This is a genomic window from Mesorhizobium sp. M0047 (assembly GCF_040323315.1).
Taxonomy (GTDB): Bacteria; Pseudomonadota; Alphaproteobacteria; order Rhizobiales; family Rhizobiaceae; genus Mesorhizobium.
This window is the reverse complement of the sequence record NZ_JAMYUW010000046.1, coordinates 1-19,374: the sequence shown is the minus strand read 5'-3', so window position 1 is coordinate 19,374 and position 19,374 is coordinate 1. Positions and strand designations below refer to the sequence as shown.

Sequence of the window (19,374 nt, the reverse complement as noted above, 5' to 3'; positions counted from 1 at the left end):
GCCCTGATCCAAGCCGTGGGAGGATTGGCGCTCCGGCAAGGCCGGATCGCCACTAGAGCATTTTGCAGCCAAGCGGAATCGCTTGGCGTCGCAGAAATGCGGCTAAAACAAACAGTTAGAGCGGGATGCCAGGTTCAATTCAAATGCATCCCGCTCTAGCGATCTCAGGCGATGTCGAAGCGGTCGGCGTTCATCACCTTGGTCCATGCCGCCACGAAATCCCTGGCGAATTTCTGCCCGGCGTCCGCGGAGCCATAGACCTCGGCAAGTGCGCGCAATTGTGCGTGCGAACCGAAGATCAGGTCTGCGCGCGTGCCGGTCCACTTGACGGCATTGGTCTTACGATCGCGCGCTTCATAGACTTCGTCGGAGCCGGAGGCCGGATCCCAGACCGTGTTCATGCTGAGCAGGTTGACGAAGAAGTCGTTGGTCAGTGTTCCCGGCCGGTCGGTGAACACGCCATGCTTCGACTTGGCCGTGTTGGCGCCAAGCACCCGCAAGCCGCCGACCAGCACCGTCATCTCCGGCGCCGTCAGCGACAGCAATTGCGCCCGATCGACCAGCATGGCTTCGGTCGACATCGGCTGCTTGCCCCTGGCATAGTTGCGGAAGCCATCGATTTTCGGCTCGAGCGGCGCAAAGGAATGAACATCCGTCTGTTCCTGAGAGGCGTCCATGCGGCCTGGCGTGAAGGGCACCTTCACCTCATGGCCCCCATCCTTCGCGGCTTTTTCGACCGCGGCGACGCCGCCGAGCACGATGAGGTCGGCAAGCGAAACCTTCTTGCCGCCGGTCTGTGCCGCGTTGAACTCGCTGTGGATGCCTTCAAGCCTGGCAAGCACCTTCGACAGTTCGGCCGGCTGATTGACCTCCCAGTCCTTCTGCGGCGCGAGCCGGATGCGGGCACCGTTGGCGCCGCCGCGCTTGTCGGAATTGCGGAACGTCGAGGCCGACGCCCAAGCGGTCGAGACCAACTCGGAGACCGACAGGCCCGATGCCAGGATCTTCGACTTCAGGGATGCGATATCCTGCTCGCTGACCAATTCGTGGTCGACCGCCGGGATCGGATCCTGCCAGATCAGCACTTCCTTCGGCACGAGCGGGCCGAGATAGCGAGCAACCGGGCCCATGTCGCGGTGGGTCAGCTTGTACCAGGCGCGGGCAAACGCGTCGGCAAACTGGTCTGGATGCTCGTGGAAACGCCGCGAGATCTTTTCATAGGCAGGATCCACCCTCAGCGCGAGATCGGTGGTCAGCATGGAAGGCGCGCGGCGCTTTGACGGATCATGCGCATCCGGCACGGTGCCGGCACCAGCGCCGCCCTTCGGCGTCCACTGGTGAGCGCCCGCCGGGCTTTTCGTCAGCTCCCATTCGTAGTTGAACAGATTGTCGAAGAAGTTGTTGCTCCACTTTGTCGGCGTCGTGGTCCAGGTCACCTCGAGACCCGAGGTGATCGCGTCCCCGGCAATGCCGGTGGCGTACTTGCTCGACCAGCCGAGGCCCTGCGCTTCGATGCCGGCGCCTTCCGGTTCGGCCCCCACCAACGAGGCATCGCCGGCGCCGTGCGTCTTGCCGAAGGTGTGACCGCCGGCAATCAGCGCCACGGTCTCTTCGTCGTTCATCGCCATGCGGCTGAAGGTTTCGCGGATGTCACGTGCCGAGGCCAGCGGATCAGGTTTGCCATTCGGCCCTTCCGGATTGACGTAGATCAGGCCCATCTGGACGGCGCCGAGATTGCCTTGGAGTTCGCGGTCGCCGGAGTAGCGCTCGTCGTCGAGCCACTTGGTTTCCGAACCCCAATCCACGTCCTGCTCGGGCTCCCAGACGTCGGCGCGGCCACCGGCGAAGCCGAAGGTCTTAAAGCCCATCGATTCGAGCGCGACATTGCCAGCGAGGATCAACAGGTCGGCCCAGGAGATCTTCCGGCCATATTTCTGCTTGACCGGCCACAGCAGCCGACGCGCCTTGTCGAGATTGGCATTGTCCGGCCAGCTGTTGAGCGGCGCGAAACGCTGCTGGCCGGCGCCGGCGCCGCCACGGCCGTCGCCGATGCGATACGTGCCGGCACTGTGCCAGGCCATGCGGATGAACAGCGGTCCGTAGTGGCCGAAATCGGCGGGCCACCAATCCTGCGAATCCGTCATCACGTGGTGCAGATCCTTGATCACCGCATCGAGATCGAGCGACTTGAATTCCTCGGCATAGTCGAACGCCTCGCCCATCGGATCCGAAAGGTTCGATTGCTGGTGCAGAACGCCGAGGTCAAGTTGGTTTGGCCACCAGTCACGGTTGCTCCTGCGGGAGGACCCATGCGCAACCGGGCATTTGCCCTTGCTGTTGTCGTCTGTGTTGGCGTCCATGTTTTTCTCCGATCGTGGCTGTGTTGAGCTGTTTCAACGGCTGCGTGAGCAAGGACACTGGATGCCCCTGGAGGTGGTCCGTTTCATGGCAGGCGCGATGACCTGTGCCCGATACGCGACCGAATATCTTGGATGTCCGTCGCTGCGAGCGCCTGGACCAGATGGTCCCGGCTGCTCCTGATCTTCCTCGCAGTTCCTATAGCAAAGTCGCGTGATTAATTTAAGTTGGATTTCCTGATTGCAGCGATAAGATTACGCTATGACAAACCTGACGCTGAAGCAGCTGCGTTATTTCGAAGCGCTGGCCAGACACAACCATTTCGGACGCGCGGCGGATGCCTGCGCCATCTCCCAGCCCGCCATCTCGGTGCAGATCAAGGAATTGGAGGAAACGCTGGGCACGGAGCTTTTTGAACGAGGTCCGCGACAGGTCCGGCTGACCAATTTCGGCGAGGAGTTTGCCTTGCGCGTCCGCGACATCCTGCGCTCGGTAGATGAACTGACGGATCTGGCCCGCGCCTCGCGCGACCGGCTCGTGGGCCGGCTGCGCATCGGCGTGATCCCGACGATCGCGCCCTACCTTCTGCCTGCCATCATCGGCAACCTTTCCCGCATGCATGACGGCCTCGAAATCCACGTGCGCGAGACGCAGACGCAGAAGCTGATCCAGGAACTGGCCGACGGCCGGCTCGACGCGGCCATCGTCGCGCTGCCGGTTTCGGAAGCGTCGCTGACCGAAATCGTGCTGTTTGCCGAGAACTTCGTGCTGGTCCGGCCCGGCGAGGACGAGGGAAAGCCGGTGCCCAATCGCGAAATGCTGCGCGAGATGCGGCTGCTTTTGCTGGAGGAGGGCCATTGTTTCCGCGATCAGGCGCTGTCGTTCTGCAATATGCATTCGGCACGGCCAAGGGAGTTGCTGGACGGCAGCTCGCTGTCGACCTTGGTACAAATGGTCGGCGCCGGCGTCGGCGTCACTTTGATCCCGGAAATGGCCGTGCCGGTGGAGACACGCTCGGCGTCGGTTTCCATCGCCCACTTCGCCAGTCCTCAGCCGTCGCGGACCATCGGCATGATCTGGCGCAAGACAAGCCCGATAGCCAAACAGCTGCTGCTGATCTCCGAAGTGGTTCGCCAGTCGTCCGATGCGCTGCGCGCGCAGTACGATCCGGCATCGGTTGAGCAGGCTGAAACTACCTCAACGCGCTAAACAAGATGTGTTTCGCCGATTGATGCGGGACCATTTATGATCGATTCTCGGCGGCGCAAGGAATCGCAAAGCGCTTCGATAGGAGAATTGATCCGGTGCGGTTAAGATCTGTCTATCTGGGTGTCGTCGCCAGCCTTCTTGTCATGGTTATCGCAGTGGCGGTGTCGGCCCGATCCTTTGCCGCACCATCTGACGTTCCGGCCTGGCTACAAGCCCATGTCGGCGACAGCGACGGGCAGATCTCACAAGTGGTGCTGGAACGGGCGCGCGCGCTCTACCTCAAGAAGGTGGCGCAAGGTGCGGTCAAAAACCCCTGCTATTTCGCCATGGACGCGACGCGCCCCAGCGATCTGGGCGATGGCAAGCCCGGACACCGCTACTATGTCATTTGCGAAGCCAGCCAGTCGTTTCGCGCGATTTCGTCGGGCCACGGCAGCGGCCGGAATTTGAAAGGCGTCGTCGACTTCGCCAACGGCAGACGCTGCGCGAAGAACTTCGGCAATGCGATGGATTCATCATTGACCGCCGGCGGCGCCTATATGACCAGCGAGGCGAAAACCTCCTTCAAGGGCTACTATCGCGTCGGCGCGAAACAGGACGCGGTTTTCCAGCGCACCTTCATACAGTTCGACGGCGAGGGCGAAGCCGCGAACGCCAGGCAGCGGGTGATCGGCGGCCACGCTGCCCAAGTGCTGCACGGCATGTGCCTGCGCAAAAATCCCAACAGCTCGCACGCCGACCACGATGGCTACGTGCCGTTCGGCAAGCTGGTGGACTATGCAAGCGGCCGCAGCAATGGCTGCACCAGCTGGTCGCCGGCGGATGCCCAGCAGATCATCCCAATGGTCAAGGATAACCCGACGACGCTCTACATCTACCCTGAATCACGCGACATCGCCGCGGTAGCGTCCAGCCATTCGCAGTCAGGCGCTTACTGGAACGCATCCTGCCTGAAGGAAATAGGCACTCCGAAATTCTGGCCGCGAAAGACCCTCGAGCCGATCATCGCTCAGTACAGCAAGGACCACCCGGCACCACCGCCGCAGCCGGTGCCGATTTGCAAAGGGCCATGAAGCTCACACCGTGCGGACTTCACTCAGCCATGCCGAGGCTCAGCGTAGAAAACCGAGCACGGCCCGCGTGAAATCGGCTGGATGCTCCAGCCAGCAAGCGACCTCCACGACACCGGCGTGACGCCGCGGCTGCCTCGGTCGTGAATGGATCAGCCGCAATGTCGGCAGCCGGCGCTTGTCCTGCGCCTTCACAGCGCTCTTCAGGGTTCGGCGATTTTGCCGCGCATGGTGCATTCTCCTTCGACCGCCGCCGGCGGCGGTTCGCGCATGAAAATGGGTACCAAAAGGTGCCGGCAGGCTATTTGCGCGTGCAGACCGAAACCGTGGAACGTTTTCCAATGGCGCTCATTCAAGCATCAGCTGGCGCGGGGCCGCAGAACGTGAGGAGGTTACGATGAGAATTGCCGATTGTATGACGAAAGACGTCCAGATCGCCAATCCGGAACAAACCATACGCGAGGCCGCTCGAACCATGGGCCGTCTCGACGCCGGCGTCATGCCGGTGGGTGAGAACGACCGGCTTGTCGGCATGATAACGGACCGGGATATCGCGATCCGCGGCATCGCCCAAGGCAAAGGACCCGATGCCAAAATTCGCGAGGTGATGACCCCTGACGTCGAATATTGTTTCGGTGACGAAGACGCAGACGACGTCCTTCACAGAATGGGTGAGCTTCAAGTAAGGCGCCTGCCGGTGTTGAACCGCGACAAGCGGCTGATCGGCATTGTTTCGCTGGGCGACCTCGCCATGAATGGCGAATCGGCAGAAGCGGGTGAGGCATTGAGCGGCATCTCGCGGCATGGCGGACAGCATTCGCAGATGCATTGAGGCCAGCCTGACAAGGGCGGCGTTGGCTGCGGGCACCAGATTGCGATAGCCGGCCCAAACAGAGGCGGATGTCGCTTCGTATGCCGCAACCGCATGGTCAGTCCGTTCGGGTTGGTGCCAATGTTGCATGACGTCGACTATGTACTGCGAAAACTTGATTGGATGCGCGCCGACGGCATCTGGCCTAACGGCTTGCGGTATCTCTGGACTGATGCGTTCGGGGTCGTGCTCTACGTCTCACTCTACACGGAAACAGGCGAGACGCGCTGGTTGGATGAGGCTGAGCGGCTGGTGGCCGATGTAGAGCGCGTGCTCGGTCGTCGGCGCGGATTGAGGATCGGGGAAGCGGCTGATCGTGACGGTCAATACTTCCACTACCTGGCGATGTGGCTGTTTGCCTTGGCGCGTCTCGGCGATCTGAAACCGCGATACCGCGCGCGCGGTGTCGCACTGGCGCGTGACATTCACCCGGCTTTTGTGATCCCCGGCCGCGGTGTGATCTGGAAGATGCAGGAGGACTTGAGCAGTCCTTATCCCGGCTATGGCCTCGGCAGCATGGACGCTTATGATGGCTATGTCTCCTACCGGATTCTCGATGAAGACGAGCTGGCGCCCGAAATCGCGCAGATGCGTGACCTGATCGAGCACGATTGGCAAACGCTCGATATCGAACAGGATCTCGGTCTCGGCATGATGCTGTGGCTCGCCCACTTCTTCCCCGCGGAGCCATGGGCCGAGGTCCAGACGAGGCGATCGCTTAGAACCCTGGAAACGATGTGGGTCGACCCGCCAGGTTATTTCAGCCGCGCGCCGTGGCTGCGCGACACGAAGTTCGCTTTCACCAATTTCGGCGTGTCACTGGGGCTGCAGGCCAGCGACGTCTGGCCCGAGCGTGTCGGCACGTTGAACGCCTTCTTCGAGGACTGGCGCTCTGGTGACGAATATGATCGAGAGGCGATCACATGGGTGATGGCCTGCACCTCGCACCTTCCCGCTGCGTTTGTATCGCGCGGGCCGATCAAGAGTCGCTGAATGCTCCCAGCCGAGGAAAAAAATGCCCGCCACCACGCTCAGCCGGTGGTGCTCCAGATTTGTTGATTGGAACCAATGGCCTGCAACACAGTTACAGTGCCAGCAAGTCCGGTTGTAGCCTTGCCTCCATGTGGACCGGCGGTTTCAAGGCCAGCCGACTGAGCTTCGGAAGCGTGGAAAGCACGCTTGATGGAGAAAAATCATGAACCAGTGGTCAAACGCCAAGCTTTGTGACGTGGCAAATCTAATCCTCGGAGCAGTTCTCTTTTTCTCTCCCTGGATATTCGCCTTCGCGGCGGGGACGCAGTCCCAGAACGCCATGGGCAGCGGCATCGTGATTTTCTTGCTTTCGGTTGCCGCCCTCTCCGCCTTTGCTATCTGGGAAGAGTGGTTGAACCTCGTTGTGGGTCTTTGGGTAATCGTGTCTCCCTGGGTGCTTGGATTCCAGGCAAGCACGGCCATGAGCGTGCATGTGGTAATCGGCGTTCTGGTCGCGGTCCTTGCTGCGATCGAGCTGTGGATGATGTACCAGAACCCTCCAACGCAATCTACGGCCTAGCAGGACTGGCGTCGCTGCGGCAGCGAGTGTGATGAAGCCGATTTGGCGGTCGGACCAAGATGCCTCTGACCGCCAGGCCGACGGCCTGCCCGTTCGAATGGCAGCCGCCAAATCCGGCGCTCTGTTCATCGCCGATGAACGCCCTCGGACGCCATAGCAACCGGAGCCGCACAGCGGCTAACGGTGACACTGTCGCCAACTGCCAGCGAAGAGGAGATATGTCGACATGAAAGCAGTCCGCATCCATGCTTTTGGCGGACCTGAGGTTCTTTCGATCGATCAAGTCCCCTTTCCTCAGCCCGTTGACGACGAGGTTGTGCTCAGGGTTCGCGCGGCGAGCGTCAATCCGGTCGATTACAAGACCCGCGAGGGTTCGGCGGGTCAGGCATTGCCCGTCACATTGGGGCGTGACGTGTCCGGCGTGGTGGAAACGTGCGGTACGCGGGCTCATACGTTGAAGAAGGGCGACCCGCTATTTGCCATGCTTGGTCATGATCGGGGCGGCGATGCCGAATATGTCGTGGTCAAGGCGACGGAGGCGGCTGCGAAGCCGGAACGTCTAAGCCACGTCGAAGCCGCTGCGGTGCCGCTTGCGGGCATCACTGCTTGGCAGGGCCTGTTTGAGCATGGCGGCCTCAAATCCGGGCAAAGGGTTCTCATCCATGGCGGAGCCGGCGGCGTTGGCCATCTGGCGATCCAACTGGCCAAGGCCGCCGGCGCGTTCTTCGCCACAACCGTCTCCGCCCAAGACTTCGTTTTTGTCCATGAGCTAGGTGCAGATCAGGCGGTCGACTACAAGGATCAGCGTTTCGAAGAGGTCGTCGATGCGGTCGACCTGGTGTTCGACTTGGTAGCGGGCGACACCCAGGACCGCTCCTGGGACGTTCTCAAGCCAGGAGGGACGCTCGTTTCAACTCTTTCTCAACCCTCGCAGGAAAAGGCACATTTGCGTCGGGCACGTGGCGTCTCCTATATGGCCGAGCCGAATGCGGCGCACCTCGCGCAGATCGGCCGTCTCATCGACGCCGGCAAGGTCACCCCGTTCGTGCAAGCCGTCTATCCGCTTGGAGAGGTCGCCAAGGCGGAGGAACGGCTGGAAAACGAACATGTGCGCGGCAAGATCGTGCTTGAGGTGTCCGCCTAAGCTTCCCGCCAAGTGGCCCGGTTCGGCCGAGCGCTCACTTGCTGAATTAGGTTCCTGGCTACCGCCCGCTCTTCGGAGCCTTGGCATCCTTTGAACGACGCTCGGCGACCGCCGGACTGGCGCTGGACGCCCTTTGTGTCGCGGCACTCGGCGCGGCTCGCCTCGGCGGGTTTTGTCCCTCCGACTGGCGGGTTCGGTCTTCCACTTCGCCCATCCGGCGGGTGAGCCCCATGCCGCCGGCAGGCTTCTTGTTGCCGGCCGCGTCCTGGGAGAATTCATCGGAAGCGTCGGCACCGGTCTTTGCCGGATACTTCGTCGCGCCGGTTTCATAGCGGGTTTCGTTCTCAGTCATGACATCTCTCCAGTTGCATGACGGATAAACATCTCGCCGGTATCCGAGTTCCAAATTTCAGGACTTGGACTCGCCAGGTGGGGGCCCCGCATCTGGCGTGGCAGGTCTGAAGCAGCGTTTTTATGGCTTCCACATGCGGCGTGGACTATTGGATTCTAACGCTGCCTGTGGAGACGTCGGTCATGCTTTTCCGGCGACGAGACGAGCACTACTGCAACAGTGCCTTGACGATGCCGCTCGCCTTGCCGAAATCCATATGGCCGGCATATTTCTGCTTCAGTGCGGCGATCACCTTGCCCATGTCCTTCTGGCTGGCCGCGCCCGTCGCCGCGATCGCCTCGCGCGCCGCAGCCTGGATGGCGGCATCGTCAAGCTGCGTCGGCAGGAACGCGCGGATGATCTCCATCTCGCCGCGCTCCTGTGCGGCCAGTTCCGGCCGCTTGCCGTCTTCGAATGCCTTGGCCGATTCCTCGCGCTGCTTCACCATCTTGGCCAGGATCTGCAGGATCTCCTCGTCGCTGGCCGGCTCCTTGCCCGAGCCGCGATTGGCGATGTCGCGATCGTGGATGGCGGCTTGAATCAGCCGCAATGTCGGCAGCCGTTGCTTGTCTTGCGCCTTCATCGCGCTCTTCAGGGATTCGGCGATTTTGCCGCGCATGGTGCATTCTCCTTCGATCGGCGCGGACAATAGCGCCGGGGACGAGCCAACGCAAACCCTGAAATGCCAGGGCAAGCCTCTGATATTGCTAGATGAAATAAATCGAAGCTGCATTTCGCATGATCATTGACCGCCCTGCCCCCTTCCCCTATGTACTGGGCCTTGCATGAACTGAAGCTTGACTGCGTGGAAGCTGCGAAATCGCCGTTTGCTGCGCGGATGGCCCGCCGGGCCTATGGAAGCGCGCAGCCCGATAGGAGTGCCGCCATGGCCGATATGACCGCCGCCTTGACGCCCGCCTGGGCAACAGAAAAGCCGACCGCCCTTCTGGTGCTGGCCGACGGCACCGTCATCGAGGGTCGCGGCCTGGGCGCCACCGGTTCCGCCGTCGCCGAAGTCTGCTTCAACACAGCACTCACCGGCTACCAGGAAATCCTCACAGACCCGTCCTATGCCGGCCAGATCGTCACCTTCACATTCCCGCATGTCGGCAACATCGGCACAAATGACGAGGACATCGAGGACCTCAACCCGGTCGCCCGCGCCGGCGCCGTCGGCGCCGTGTTCAAGGCCGATGTCACCAACCCGTCCAACTACCGCGCCGGCACCGGTCTCGACCAGTGGCTGAAGAAGCGCGGCATCGTCGCCCTGTCGGGCATCGACACCCGCGCGCTGACCGCGCTGATCCGCGAAAAGGGCATGCCCAACGCCGTCATCGCGCATGCGCCCGATGGCGTGTTCGACCTCGACGACCTGAAGCGCCGCGCCGCGGCATGGTCCGGCCTGATCGGGCTCGATCTCGCCAAGGAGGTCACGTCAGGCCAGTCGTCGGCCTGGCGCGAGACGCCATGGGTGTGGAACGAAGGCTTTGGCGAACAGACCGAGCCTTCGATGCACGTCGTTGCCATCGACTACGGCGTCAAGCGCAACATCTTGCGCCTGCTCGCCGGCCTCGGCGCCAGGGTCACAGTGGTGCCAGCCAAGACCGGCGCCGAAGAAATCCTCGCCATGCAGCCGGACGGCATTTTTCTCTCCAACGGTCCCGGCGACCCGGAGGCCACCGGCGACTATGCCGTCCCGGTCATCCAGGACCTGTTGAAGACCGACATTCCGGTGTTCGGCATCTGCCTTGGCCACCAGATGCTGGCGCTGGCGCTGGGCGGCAAGACCGCCAAGATGCACCAGGGCCATCACGGCGCCAACCATCCGGTCAAGGACCACACCACCGGCAAGGTCGAGATCGTCTCGATGAACCACGGCTTTGCCGTCGATGCCGACTCGCTGCCATCAGGCGTCGAGGAAACCCACGTCTCGCTGTTCGACGGCTCGAACTGCGGCATCACGCTGACCGGCCGGCCGGTGTTCTCGGTCCAGCATCACCCCGAAGCCTCGCCCGGCCCGCAGGATTCGCACTATCTGTTCCGCCGCTTCGTCAACCTGATCCGCGAAAAGCGCGGCGAGGAATTGCTGGCCGAGCGGGCCTGACTCGACGCGTCAGCGCTGCCCCCAACGCCCTGCCGGGCACGTCTTTCTGAGACGGGGCCTCATATCTGTGCTCCATCTTCGGCGACGCCGGTAGTGACACTTGTGCGCGCCACCGGCCTCGCAACTTTCGTGACGAAGACGATGAGCGCCAGCGCCAGGAAGCACGCGCCGACCAGATAGGGCGCGCCGCCGAAGGTCACGGGAGCGCTCGGCCCGGTGAACCAGGAAAAGATCGCCGTATAGAGCAGTGGCGTGACGATCGAGGTGATCGAGAAGATCGAGGTCATCGCACCCTGCAGTTCGCCCTGCGCCGAAGGCGGCACCTTGGCGGCGGCGAGGCTCCTCAGCGGTGGATCGGCCAGCGCTTCCAGACAGCCGAAGACGATCACCGCATAGATCATCCAGCCTTGCGACGCGAACGCGTAGCCGAAGGCGCTGAGTGCCGTAAAGGCAAGACCGATGACCGCCGTCCTCCACTCGCCAAGCCGGGGGATCACCCGCGGCAGCACCGTCGCCATGACGATCGCGCCGCACAGGCCGAAGGCGCCGAGCGAGAAGCCGATCTGCTGCTCACTCCAGCCATAACGGTAATTGGAAACGAACGACCAGACCGCCGGATACATCATGTGCCCGAGCGTCATCAGGAAGAAAACAAGCCCGATCCAGCCAATGCCCTTGTATTGGCGCATCTGGAGGAGCGTGCCGACCGGATTGGCGCGCTTCCACTCGAAGCGGCGGCGATGCTTGTCGTCGAGTGTTTCCGGCAACAGGAACAGCGCGATCAGGAAATTCACGAAGGCGAGCCCGGCAGCGAAATAGAACGGCACGCGCGGCCCGAACGCGCCGAGCAATCCGCCCAGGACCGGCCCGATGACGAAGCCAACGCCAAAGGCGATGCCGAGCAGGCCGAAATTCTTCGCCCGGTTCTCGTCGTTCGAAATGTCGGCGATGAAGGCGGATGTCGTCGAATAGCTGGCGCCCGAAATGCCGGCCAGCACACGGCCGATGAACAGCATCGGGTAGGACCAGGCCACGGCGCAGATCAAATTGTCGACGGAAAAGGTCAGCACCGAGGCAAGCAGGATCGGCCGCCGCCCGAACCGGTCACTTAACCCGCCCATGATGGGTGCGAAGAAGAACTGCATGGCCGCATAGACGAAGAACAGCCAGCCGCCTTCGATCGCCGCTCCGCTGATGCTGACCCCGGTCAATTCCCTGAGATAGGCCGGCAGCACCGGCATGATCATGCCGAAACCGATGATGTCGAGCAGCAGTGTGGTGAAGACGAGCGCAAGGCCCCGTCTGGCGGTTTTGGGATCGATCATGGCGGGTCCCGGCTCCTGTGGTCGCCCTGGGGCGCAGGCGGACGCATCTTATAGGCGAGTCCGATGTAAGGAACAATGCGGGAACGGATCGGATTCTTTCATCCTGACAGCCCCTGACGGCGCCTTGGCGTCAGGGCAGCGCCCGGAAGCGGCTATTCAAATTGGCCCGCTCAGCGTGTTGCAATCCGAAAGCTTGCCGCTCTTGTAGCCGCGCGCCAGCCAAGTCTGCCGCTGCTGCGAGGTGCCGTGGTTGAAGCTTTCCGGCACGACATAGCCTTGCATCTTCTTTTGCAGCGTGTCGTCGCCGATCTGCTTGGCGGCGTTCAGCGCGCTTTCGATGTCGCCCTGCTCCAATATGCCTTTCTGGTCGGTGTAATGCGCCCACACGCCGGCGAAGCAGTCGGCCTGAAGCTCGATGCGCACCGACATCTGGTTGGCCTCGACCTCGCCCATGCTTTGCCGCATCTGATTGAACTTGGACATGATACCGGTCAGGTTCTGCACGTGATGGCCGATCTCATGCGCGATCACATAGGCGCGGGCAAATTCGCCCGAGGCGCCGAATTGCTGATCGAGCTCCTGGAAGAAGGTCATGTCGAGATAGACCTTGTGGTCGCCGGGGCAATAGAACGGTCCGGCGGCCGCGGAGGCAAAGCCGCAGGCCGAGCGGACCTGGCCGCTGAACAGCACCAGCTTCGGATCCTCGTAGGTCAGGCCCTGCGATTTGAAGATGCCGGTCCAGGTGTCCTCGGTCTCGGCCAGCACCGTCGCCACGAACTGCTTCATCTCGTCACTGGCGGGCGCACCCGCGCCGCTGCCCTGGCCACCGCCGCTGTTGTCGGTGATCTGGCCACCGCCGCCATCGCCACCGCCCAGGATCGTCGATGGATCGAAGCCGAAATACCATCCGGCCAGCACCACCAGGATGACGAGGAAGATGCTGCCGCCGCCGCCGGCGCGACCGCCGATCGGAATGCGGAACTGGCCGGGGCTGCCGCTGCCGAGCCCGCCGCCACTGTCGCTGCGGTCGTCCTCGACATTGTCACTCTGACGACGGCCCTTCCAGAGCATGGCAACTCCTCGCGCTGCAAACTTCCCCCGTTGCCCGGTAAAGCCGGCTCAACCGAACAACAATTATCCCAACGGTTGCGGCAAGTCACAGCATTTTTCGACGGCCTCAAGGCCAGATAGAACGCCTGCGGCTACACCATCAGGCCCACAAGACGCTCTCTCGCTGGGTCGCTTTCGCAGGTTTCCCTGAAGTCGTGCGCGATATAGAATTCGCCGGTTCTCTATGGAAGCGAGGGGCGCTTGCGGACGATCGGCCAATTCCTGCTGTCGCTGACGGCACTGACCTGTTTTGGCATTGGGTCCGCCCACGCCGTCACGCTCGATTCCAGCGTCGCTGTCACCGATCCCGCCACCCTGCAGGCGCTCGAACGCGGCGGCCTGTCGATCAGCCGCCTGCTCGGACCCGCACTCGGCCTCACCCGCGAGGTCGACAATCGCGGCCTGTTTTCGGTGCCGGCGCTGGCCACGGTGCGCGACACCGTCAAGCTTGAGATCGCCAACGAACCGAAGACCAGCCCGGACCCTTATGTTGCTGATATGGCGAAGTCGAAGGACACCAGCCAGAAATTCAATCCAAAATACATCGACGACGACGGCTCGACGCTCGACCTGACCGGCGTCATCAACCGCATGGATCGCGGCTATCTCGGCCACACCGAATGCGGCGAGATCCGGCTGATCTACCGCTTCCACTATTCGGTCGCGGAAAAGCCGGCCAAGGGAAAGGCTGACCAGCGCATTTCCTCGCGCCTGCCGCTGACCATGAGCCTGGTGTTCAGCGCCAAACCCAGGCGGGCGCAAGCCCGCGCCTCGAAGGACTTGCCAAGCGCCACCGATGTGTCCTGCGCCGATGTCGCCCAGCGCTGGCTGGCTGCCGGGAAACAGAACCTGCCGCCCGATCAGCTTGCCGCCTGGCTGCGCTCCGACGCGGGACCGCTGTCGGGTGCCATGCTGAATTCCTCGCAGATCATGCGGCTGGAACTCAACATGCAGGTGCTTCGGCTGTCGGCCTCGACGCGGCGCGATTTCGGCGGCCATGCCGAATATCTGCTGAAGATCTTCAAATGGGATCCGGCCAGCTCGACATTTTACGAATCGAAGATGGAGAACCAGATCGATCGGACCACGGTGCTGGCCGACAAGCCGTCCTTCGCCAAATGGCTGCTCACCGACCGCAACATCTACGACCTCGATCATGGCCGGCTGGTCATCGACGAAAAATTCCTGGCCAAGAGCGCCGTTTCCGTCGCACCCGGTGGCCTCAGCCGGTCGCAGAACAACATCGCCTACGGGCTGGTCGACGACGCCGACGTCGACAAGGCGTTGAAGGACTATGTCGCCAAGGGCAACACGCTCGCCTCCATCAGGTCTGTGGCCGGTTTCGAATTGCGCCTCAACGAGATGAGCTGCACCGGCTGCCACCAGACGCATGGCATTGCCGGGTTCCACTACACCGGCGCCGATCCGGCCAGCGAGCCGCGCCGCAACGCCGTCTTCGTGCCGGGCTCGGCCGTCTTCTTCGCCGATCTGCCGCGCCGCCGCGCTATCGTCGAGCAGTTCGCCGCCGGCGGTCACCCGGACTTTACGCGCGGCTTCGCCGCCCGTCCGGACCAGAAATATGCGGAGGCGCTGAAGGGCACCGACCTCTACAATGGGTGGGGCTCGATCTGCTATCGCGGCGAGGACCTAAGCTTCAAGGACTGGACCTGCGGCGCGGGCCTGCGCTGCGCCGGCGTCCATGAAAGCTCCATCCATCCAGGCTTCGGCACCTGCGTCAGCGAGGCAGGCACCGCGGTCGGTGATCCCGTCGAGTTCGGCGAGATCAAGATGTCGACCTGGGGCAACGACCAGTATTGCCGCCTGTCGCCAGCCACCGCCAAGACCTGTGCCATCGATCCGGCTCGTGACAAGAAGCCAGCGGTCAAGCTCGCCGGCTACGGTGCGGCGCGCCAGCGCTACGACAATCCCGAACAGAAGACCGGTGGCTTTCCCGGCGGCATGCTGCGCAAGGCGAGCTGCGACAAGCTGCCCGACGAGGCGACCTGTGGCCGGCTCGCCAAGACCGGTTTCAACGACTGCGTCGCCTCGGGCAAGGACCACAAATTCTGCACCAGCGAATTCACCAAGACCGCCGGCCTGCGCGCCTGCGACAAGGCGCATCCCTGCCGCGAGGATTATATCTGCACATCAGGCTATGACGATCTGGCACAAGCGAAAGCCGGCAAGGGCACCTGCATTCCGCCCTATTTCATCTTCCAGTTCCGCGTCGACGGCCACCCGCGCAGTTGGGTGCAGGATGTCAGGGAGTGAGAGAACGGTTTGCCGAAGGCGAATTGAAAGATCCGGTTCGGTGCCGGCGGCTGGGAAATCCGGCGGCGGGTGCGGTTCAGCGCGCCGCCGTCATCGCCTTGCGAAACGCTTCCAGCGTCTCGGCGCTGACATGGTGCTCGATGCCTTCTGCGTCGATGCGCGCGGTTTCCGCACTGACACCGAGCGAGCGCAAAAAAGCTTCCACCGTTTGGTGGCGGATGCGGCTTTCCTCCGCGACCTTGCGGCCGGCATCGGTCAGGAACACGCCGCGATAGGGCTTTCTCGACACCAGCCCGTCGGCGCACAACCTGGTCAGCATCTTGGCCACCGTCGGCTGGGCAACGCCAAGCCGTGCGGCGATATCGACCTGGCGCGCCTCGTTGCCGTCCTCGATCAGGTCTGCGATCAGCTCGACATAATCCTCGACCAGCGCACTGCGGCGCGCTTCGCGCGTCTGCCGGAAGCCTTCCGAATGAACGTCGGCGTCAGGCAGCGGTTTTTCGCGCGGGACCGATCTGTTCTTCAGCGCCAATACGCGCTCCTCCCGAGGCTTTTGCTGTCCATGCATCCATAGCACGGGCTCTGATTCTTCAGGCCGTTTATTTGCATTCCGCCACCGGTGCAACCAGCGTCTCCAATTGCCCCTCTTCGTGCGCTAAGGGCTACCGCTCAAAAAGCACGAACAATGAAATATAGCATATTGCATAATGTTGAGCCATGGCATAGCTTTAGGGCAACATCGCCCAGTTTCGCGGAAAGCCCTCGTTCATGTCCGACGTCGAAGCCACAGTTTCCCGCTCCTCATGGCGCTTCGCCAGGCCGGAGGAGGACGAACAGCCCAGCCTGCGCGAAGTCAATTCTTCCATCGCCGTGCCAGGTTCGGGCGTCTGGTTCCGGCGCCTGGCCGCCTTCATGGGCCCGGGCTACATGGTCTCGGTCGGCTACATGGATCCGGGCAACTGGGCGACCGACCTCGCCGGCGGCGCCCAGTTCGGCTACACGCTGCTGTTCGTCATCATGCTGTCCAACCTTATGGCGATCCTGCTCCAGGCGCTGGCAGCACGGCTCGGCATCGCCACCGGCCGTGACCTCGCCCAGGCCTGCCGCGCCTATTATCCCCGTCCGGTCAATTTCGTGCTGTGGATCGCCTGCGAACTGGCCATCATCGCTTGTGACCTAGCCGAGGTCATCGGCACCGCGATCGCGCTGCAGCTTCTGTTCGGCATTCCGCTGATCGGCGGCGCCATGCTGACGGCGCTCGATGCCTTCCTCGTGCTTCTCTTGATGAACAAGGGCTTCCGCTATCTCGAAGCCTTCGTCATCGCGCTGCTGATCATCATCTTCGGCTGCTTTGCCATCCAGATCTTCGCCGCCGCCCCGCCGGCCGGCTCGATCCTGCATGCGATGTTCGTGCCGTCGTCGGCAATCGTCACCAATCCGGCGATGCTTTACATCGCCATCGGCATCATCGGCGCCACCGTCATGCCGCACAACCTCTATCTGCACTCCTCGATCGTGCAGACCCGCGCCTATGAACGCACCGACAAGGGCAAGCGCGACGCCATCAAATGGGCAACGACGGACTCGACCATCGCCCTGATGCTGGCCTTGTTCGTCAACGCCTCGATCCTGATCGTGTCTGCGGTCGCTTTCCATAACACTGGTCACCATGACGTCGCCGAGATCAGCCAAGCCTTCGAGCTGTTGTCGCCGCTGCTCGGCCTCGGCATAGCCTCGATCCTGTTTGCGGTGGCGCTGTTGGCTTCCGGCCTCAACTCGACGGTGACGGCGACGCTGGCTGGCCAGATCGTCATGGAAGGCTTCCTGCGCCTGCGCATTCCCAACTGGGCGCGCCGTCTTTTGACGCGCGGCCTCGCCATCGTCCCGGTGGTGGTCGTCACTGCGCTCTATGGCGAAAAGGGCACCGGCCAGCTGCTGGTGTTCAGCCAGGTGATCCTGTCGATGCAGCTGCCCTTCGCGGTCATTCCGCTGGTGCAGTTCGTCTCCGACAAGAAGAAGATGGGCAACCTCGCCATCCCGCGCGGCGTCGCTGCTCTTGCCTGGGTGGTAGCCGCGATCATCCTGGTGCTCAATTTCAAGCTGCTCTACGAGACAATGTTCGGGGTCGGCTGAACTCAGCCCCGCCGGGAAATCGAACTGCCCCTCCGCGCAGAGGGGAGCTTCCACGACAATTCGACGATCCGCGCTATGTTCTCCGGCATCATGCCCCGGATCGAAGACATCAGGAAGTTCTACGCGCGGCTGATGGCCGCCAATGCCGGATCGCCCGACCCGCGCCTGGAGGCGGTTTTCGCCGAGGTGCCGCGCGAGGCGTTCCTCGGTCCCGGGCCGTGGACGATCATCGCCGGCAACGGCAAGATCACCACGCCGAGCGCCGATCCGGCGCACATCTACCAGAATGTGTTGGTAGCGCTCGATGCCGACAAGGGCATCAACAATGGCGAGCCGTTCCTGCACGCCATGTGGATCGGGAAGCTTGCGCCGAAACCTGGCGAAGCCGTTACTCATATCGGCGCCGGCACCGGCTACTACACCGCTGTGCTGGCCAGGCTGGTTTCACCAGGCGGCACCGTCACCGCTTTCGAACTCGATGAAAATCTAGCCAACCTCGCGCGACGAAATCTTGAAGCCTATGGCAATGTAACCGTCGTCCATTGCAATGCGGTGACGATGCCCTTGCCGCCATCCGACATCGTCTATGTCAATGCCGGCGTGGCCGCGCCGCCGGCCGGATGGCTGAAGGTGCTGCGACCAGGCGGCCGCATGATCTTTCCCTGGCGCCCGGCCGAGCGTGTGCCTCTCGCGGTGATGGTGACCCGCACCGAAAAGGGCTTCGCTTGCGATCCGTTCATGCGGTCGTGGTTCATTCCCTGTGTCGGCGCCTCGGTTGCGGGCCCCGCGGTTAGAATCCCGACACGCGAGCAGGCCGCGCGCAGCCGCTCGATCTGGCTGATGGAGGACAAGGCGCCGGACCGCACGGCCACCGCAGTCTTCGGCGATGTCTGGTTCTCATCGAAAAATCTCGATGGCGGCCCGCGCACCAGGCCTCGCAAATGAACCAGCTTCGCCAAAATTTCATATGTCCTGTCGGACCGGCGAGCGGGCGTCCGTCCTTGGGTTGAACTCTGGCCACAACGGCATGGAGTGAAGAAAAGGGAGCTTTGAAATGAGAAAGATCATCGCTGCGACATTCGTTAGCCTCGACGGCGTCATGCAGGCACCCGGCGGTCCGGAAGAGGATCCTGTCGGCGGCTTCAAGTTCGGCGGCTGGACGTTCCATTACTTTGACGAGGTGGCGGGCGCGGCAATAGATGAACTCTTCTCCAAACCCTTCGCCCTGCTGCTCGGCCGCAGAACCTACGACATCTTCGCCGCGTACTGGCCGTATCAAAAAGATTCGATCGCGGATGCCTTCAACCCCGCGACCAAATATGTGGCGACGCATCGGCCTGACACCCTCACCTGGCAGAACACGCAATCGCTTGGGCCGGATATCGTCGCGACATTGCGCCGCCTCAAGCAGGAGGATGGACCTGACCTGCTCATCCAGGGATCGGGCAATCTGATCCAGACCTTGCTCGCCAACGGGCTGATCGACGAGATCCGGCTGATGACCTTTCCGCTGTTGCTGGGCAAGGGCAAGCGGCTGTTCGGCGATGACGCGATGCCGGCCGCCTTCAGGCTTGCCAAGTCGCAGGTCTCCAGCACCGGCGTCATCATGGCAACTTACGAGCGCGCGGGCGAAATCAAGGTCGGCTCCTTTGTCACGGGAGAGCCATCGGAAGCCGAACTCGAGCGGCGCAAGAACTGGAAGTAGAATTGCAGGGCCTGGGTTCCTCGCCCCCATGACATGGGGGAGTGGTGGCCGGGGCGGGGGCGGGGGGGGGGGGGGGGTGGGGGGGTGGGGTGTGGGGGAGAGAGGATGGATCGAGGGGGGAAGAAGACAGG

At 62.6% G+C, this 19,374-nt stretch carries 18 protein-coding genes; 12 read left to right on the top strand and 6 right to left on the bottom strand.

The annotated features are described in order from the left end of the window. Positions 1 to 164 precede the first annotated feature (164 nt). Positions 165 to 2,360 (bottom strand): catalase/peroxidase HPI, encoded by a 2,196-nt coding sequence (gene katG, locus NKJ89_RS30060; RefSeq protein ID WP_352607888.1) that lies wholly within the window; start codon positions 2,358 to 2,360, stop codon positions 165 to 167. A gap of 259 nt (positions 2,361 to 2,619) precedes the next feature. On the opposite strand from katG, the gene NKJ89_RS30055 reads away from it, so the two are divergent. The 7 genes from NKJ89_RS30055 (at position 2,620) to NKJ89_RS30025 (ending at position 8,204) form a co-directional block, all read left to right on the top strand. Continuing rightward, the gene (locus NKJ89_RS30055) at positions 2,620 to 3,567 is read left to right on the top strand and encodes a hydrogen peroxide-inducible genes activator (RefSeq protein ID WP_352607886.1); all 948 of its coding nucleotides are present in this window, start codon (positions 2,620 to 2,622) and stop codon (positions 3,565 to 3,567) included. Positions 3,568 to 3,662: 95 nt separating this feature from the next. Continuing rightward, complete coding sequence (locus NKJ89_RS30050; RefSeq protein ID WP_352607884.1) at positions 3,663 to 4,640, top strand: hypothetical protein; 978 nt, start codon at positions 3,663 to 3,665, stop codon at positions 4,638 to 4,640. Between the two features lie 158 nt (positions 4,641 to 4,798). Further along, complete coding sequence (locus NKJ89_RS30045) at positions 4,799 to 5,038, top strand: hypothetical protein (protein ID WP_352607882.1); 240 nt, start codon at positions 4,799 to 4,801, stop codon at positions 5,036 to 5,038. Beyond that, positions 5,035 to 5,469, top strand: coding sequence for a CBS domain-containing protein (locus NKJ89_RS30040; protein ID WP_352607880.1), 435 nt, complete (start codon positions 5,035 to 5,037; stop codon positions 5,467 to 5,469). Before NKJ89_RS30045 ends, NKJ89_RS30040 begins: the two co-directional genes overlap by 4 nt. Positions 5,470 to 5,631: 162 nt before the next feature. Beyond that, positions 5,632 to 6,501 carry a hypothetical protein gene (locus NKJ89_RS30035; RefSeq protein WP_352607878.1) on the top strand — a complete coding sequence of 290 codons (870 nt, stop codon included), beginning with the start codon at positions 5,632 to 5,634 and terminating at the stop codon, positions 6,499 to 6,501. Positions 6,502 to 6,703: 202 nt separating this feature from the next. After that, complete coding sequence (locus tag NKJ89_RS30030) at positions 6,704 to 7,060, top strand: SPW repeat protein (protein WP_352607876.1); 357 nt, start codon at positions 6,704 to 6,706, stop codon at positions 7,058 to 7,060. A gap of 226 nt (positions 7,061 to 7,286) precedes the next feature. Continuing rightward, positions 7,287 to 8,204: an NADP-dependent oxidoreductase gene (locus NKJ89_RS30025; protein ID WP_352607873.1), complete on the top strand. Its 918-nt coding sequence runs from the start codon at positions 7,287 to 7,289 to the stop codon at positions 8,202 to 8,204. A 58-nt stretch (positions 8,205 to 8,262) separates the two neighbouring features. On the opposite strand, the gene NKJ89_RS30020 is transcribed toward NKJ89_RS30025, so the two are convergent. After that, positions 8,263 to 8,556 (bottom strand): hypothetical protein, encoded by a 294-nt coding sequence (locus NKJ89_RS30020; protein ID WP_352607870.1) that lies wholly within the window; start codon positions 8,554 to 8,556, stop codon positions 8,263 to 8,265. Positions 8,557 to 8,764: 208 nt separating this feature from the next. After that, a complete protein-coding gene (locus NKJ89_RS30015; RefSeq protein WP_352607868.1) occupies positions 8,765 to 9,214 on the bottom strand; it encodes a GatB/YqeY domain-containing protein in 450 nt (149 codons plus the stop codon). 267 nt (positions 9,215 to 9,481) lie between these two features. Between NKJ89_RS30015 and carA the strand changes: the two genes are divergently transcribed. Next, positions 9,482 to 10,699, top strand: coding sequence for a glutamine-hydrolyzing carbamoyl-phosphate synthase small subunit (gene carA / locus NKJ89_RS30010; protein WP_352607866.1), 1,218 nt, complete (start codon positions 9,482 to 9,484; stop codon positions 10,697 to 10,699). A 59-nt stretch (positions 10,700 to 10,758) separates the two neighbouring features. Here carA and NKJ89_RS30005 read toward each other — a convergent pair whose 3' ends face one another. After that, positions 10,759 to 12,024 carry a TCR/Tet family MFS transporter gene (locus NKJ89_RS30005; protein WP_352607864.1) on the bottom strand — a complete coding sequence of 422 codons (1,266 nt, stop codon included), beginning with the start codon at positions 12,022 to 12,024 and terminating at the stop codon, positions 10,759 to 10,761. A gap of 156 nt (positions 12,025 to 12,180) precedes the next feature. After that, the gene (ypfJ, locus tag NKJ89_RS30000) at positions 12,181 to 13,095 is read right to left on the bottom strand and encodes a KPN_02809 family neutral zinc metallopeptidase (RefSeq protein ID WP_352607861.1); all 915 of its coding nucleotides are present in this window, start codon (positions 13,093 to 13,095) and stop codon (positions 12,181 to 12,183) included. A gap of 240 nt (positions 13,096 to 13,335) precedes the next feature. Between ypfJ and NKJ89_RS29995 the strand changes: the two genes are divergently transcribed. Next, positions 13,336 to 15,405 carry a hypothetical protein gene (locus NKJ89_RS29995; RefSeq protein ID WP_352607858.1) on the top strand — a complete coding sequence of 690 codons (2,070 nt, stop codon included), beginning with the start codon at positions 13,336 to 13,338 and terminating at the stop codon, positions 15,403 to 15,405. 76 nt (positions 15,406 to 15,481) lie between these two features. On the opposite strand, the gene mntR is transcribed toward NKJ89_RS29995, so the two are convergent. Then, a complete protein-coding gene (mntR, locus tag NKJ89_RS29990; RefSeq protein ID WP_023761861.1) occupies positions 15,482 to 15,937 on the bottom strand; it encodes a manganese-binding transcriptional regulator MntR in 456 nt (151 codons plus the stop codon). Between the two features lie 236 nt (positions 15,938 to 16,173). On the opposite strand from mntR, the gene NKJ89_RS29985 reads away from it, so the two are divergent. The 3 genes from NKJ89_RS29985 (at position 16,174) to NKJ89_RS29975 (ending at position 19,243) form a co-directional block, all read left to right on the top strand. Further along, positions 16,174 to 17,538, top strand: coding sequence for an Nramp family divalent metal transporter (locus tag NKJ89_RS29985; protein WP_023761862.1), 1,365 nt, complete (start codon positions 16,174 to 16,176; stop codon positions 17,536 to 17,538). A gap of 90 nt (positions 17,539 to 17,628) precedes the next feature. Next, on the top strand, positions 17,629 to 18,483 hold the full coding sequence (locus tag NKJ89_RS29980; RefSeq protein ID WP_352607948.1) for a protein-L-isoaspartate O-methyltransferase family protein: 855 nt from the start codon (positions 17,629 to 17,631) through the stop codon (positions 18,481 to 18,483). A 109-nt stretch (positions 18,484 to 18,592) separates the two neighbouring features. Further along, complete coding sequence (locus tag NKJ89_RS29975; protein WP_352607855.1) at positions 18,593 to 19,243, top strand: dihydrofolate reductase family protein; 651 nt, start codon at positions 18,593 to 18,595, stop codon at positions 19,241 to 19,243. The last annotated feature ends 131 nt before the right edge of the window (positions 19,244 to 19,374 follow it).

Bases quoted from the DNA above. Each gene is read 5' to 3' on its own strand.
- katG (WP_352607888.1), bottom strand. From the start codon at position 2,360: ATGGACGCCAACACAGACGACAACAGCAAGGGCAAATGCCCGGTTGCG.
- NKJ89_RS30055 (WP_352607886.1), top strand. From the start codon at position 2,620: ATGACAAACCTGACGCTGAAGCAGCTGCGTTATTTCGAAGCGCTGGCC.
- NKJ89_RS30045 (WP_352607882.1), top strand. From the start codon at position 4,799: ATGTCGGCAGCCGGCGCTTGTCCTGCGCCTTCACAGCGCTCTTCAGGG.
- NKJ89_RS30040 (WP_352607880.1), top strand. From the start codon at position 5,035: ATGAGAATTGCCGATTGTATGACGAAAGACGTCCAGATCGCCAATCCG.
- NKJ89_RS30035 (WP_352607878.1), top strand. From the start codon at position 5,632: ATGCGCGCCGACGGCATCTGGCCTAACGGCTTGCGGTATCTCTGGACT.
- NKJ89_RS30030 (WP_352607876.1), top strand. From the start codon at position 6,704: ATGAACCAGTGGTCAAACGCCAAGCTTTGTGACGTGGCAAATCTAATC.
- NKJ89_RS30025 (WP_352607873.1), top strand. From the start codon at position 7,287: ATGAAAGCAGTCCGCATCCATGCTTTTGGCGGACCTGAGGTTCTTTCG.
- NKJ89_RS30020 (WP_352607870.1), bottom strand. From the start codon at position 8,556: ATGACTGAGAACGAAACCCGCTATGAAACCGGCGCGACGAAGTATCCG.
- NKJ89_RS30015 (WP_352607868.1), bottom strand. From the start codon at position 9,214: ATGCGCGGCAAAATCGCCGAATCCCTGAAGAGCGCGATGAAGGCGCAA.
- carA (WP_352607866.1), top strand. From the start codon at position 9,482: ATGGCCGATATGACCGCCGCCTTGACGCCCGCCTGGGCAACAGAAAAG.
- NKJ89_RS30005 (WP_352607864.1), bottom strand. From the start codon at position 12,024: ATGATCGATCCCAAAACCGCCAGACGGGGCCTTGCGCTCGTCTTCACC.
- ypfJ (WP_352607861.1), bottom strand. From the start codon at position 13,095: ATGCTCTGGAAGGGCCGTCGTCAGAGTGACAATGTCGAGGACGACCGC.
- NKJ89_RS29985 (WP_023761862.1), top strand. From the start codon at position 16,174: ATGTCCGACGTCGAAGCCACAGTTTCCCGCTCCTCATGGCGCTTCGCC.
- NKJ89_RS29980 (WP_352607948.1), top strand. From the start codon at position 17,629: ATGCCCCGGATCGAAGACATCAGGAAGTTCTACGCGCGGCTGATGGCC.
- NKJ89_RS29975 (WP_352607855.1), top strand. From the start codon at position 18,593: ATGAGAAAGATCATCGCTGCGACATTCGTTAGCCTCGACGGCGTCATG.